Annotated in this window: 2 protein-coding genes; one reads left to right on the top strand and one right to left on the bottom strand. The window is 65.0% G+C overall.

Annotated elements, in window-relative coordinates:
• Positions 1-86: 86 nt before the first annotated feature.
• Positions 87-299, bottom strand: a complete 213-nt coding sequence (locus tag TX78_RS10770) for a hypothetical protein (RefSeq protein WP_044496194.1) — start codon at positions 297-299, stop codon at positions 87-89.
• A gap of 286 nt (positions 300-585) precedes the next feature.
• Between TX78_RS10770 and cpaB the strand changes: the two genes are divergently transcribed.
• Entirely contained in the window at positions 586-1,194 is a 609-nt protein-coding gene (gene cpaB / locus TX78_RS10775) for a Flp pilus assembly protein CpaB (RefSeq protein WP_049897842.1), read from the top strand.
• The last annotated feature ends 87 nt before the right edge of the window (positions 1,195-1,281 follow it).

Below are 1,281 nucleotides of genomic sequence, written 5' to 3' on the forward strand. Positions count from 1 at the left end.
AGAGCGCTGGTTCATCGAGGAACGACCTCCGCACTGGGGATGAGTTTTCCCCAGCCCACTGATTACGACGACGACCCGGCGGTACTTCACAGCCCAGTGGCTGGCGTGGACGCTGCGTCTGTCCGGTGGGTGATTCTGGTGGACATGAACAGTGAGTCCCTCTCCGCGATCACCCCGGTGCGCCGACGTCGCAGTAGTGCCACCGCAGGCGGTCCCAGGGAGGCACCTTCATCGGTGCCTTTTGTGCCGGCGGAACCTGGTCGCGCAGCGAACTCTTCAGCAACAGATCCAGCTGGCATCCCCGATAGTGTGCAGGCTGCTCGTTCCCGACTCTTCCCCCGACCGACCGAAACTGCGCAGGTTCGGCACAGTAGGTCTGCCGCGCCGGGGTCACGGTCACGGGGTTCGGGGTCACAGCGCGTTGGTTCCTGGGGTGCAAGAGCCGGGGGTTCAAGGTCCCGGGGTTCAAGGTTCCGGGGTTCAAGGTCCCGGGGTGCAGGGGCGCGGGGCTCACGCCGATTCACACCGGATGCGCCGCCACCTCGGGTGCGCAGGCGGCTACGTCCAGGAGGTCTCTATCGTTGGGTGCGCAGGTTTCGGGTCCCGCTGGCTCTGCTGCTGGGACTCTGCGCGGCCGCTTCGGCATTGCTTGCCACGGAAAGCTCGAGCGCTCAGACCACAACGGCTGTCCGGCTGGTCTCCGCGGTGCCGGCCGGTGAGGTGCTCACCGAGCAGCTGCTGGAAGAACTGGAAACGGATGCAGCAGCGGTGCCCCAGGGGCACAGCGGTGATCTCGACGATTATCTTGGCGAAACGCTGGCGGCCGCATTGCCTGCCGGAGCAGTGGTGCACCCCTCTCAGCTGGTGGGTCCAGGCTTGCTGGAAGGCCATCCTGCTGGGACGGTGGCCGTACCGGTGCGGCCAGCCGATACCGCATTGATCAGTCTGCTGACTCCGGGTCAGCGGGTGGACGTGCTGGCTACTTCGGATTCCCCGGAATCAACGGGCGGCACGCAGCGGATCGCCCATGATGTCCCGGTGCTGTGGATCCCGCAGGATCCCGCTGAGAACTGGCTCGGTGGGGGAGGGGATTCTCAGCTGGTGGTTATCCTCGCAGTGGACACCAACACTGCAGAAGCCATCGCCGACGCCACATACCAGGGCAGGATCCACCTGAGTCTGGTGGGTGAATGAGGTTGCGGACAGGGAGCGGCTCAGGCTGCCGATGCGGAGGTGGTACTTGCTGCTGAGCTAGATGTAGTTCCTCGACACGTTGTGAAC

Source organism: Nesterenkonia massiliensis (assembly GCF_000455245.1).
GTDB lineage: Bacteria > Actinomycetota > Actinomycetes > Actinomycetales > Micrococcaceae > Nesterenkonia > Nesterenkonia rhizosphaerae.

Excerpts from the sequence above, each read along its gene's own strand:
- TX78_RS10770 (WP_044496194.1), bottom strand. The coding sequence starts at position 299 with ATGCCAGCTGGATCTGTTGCTGAAGAGTTCGCTGCGCGACCAGGTTCC.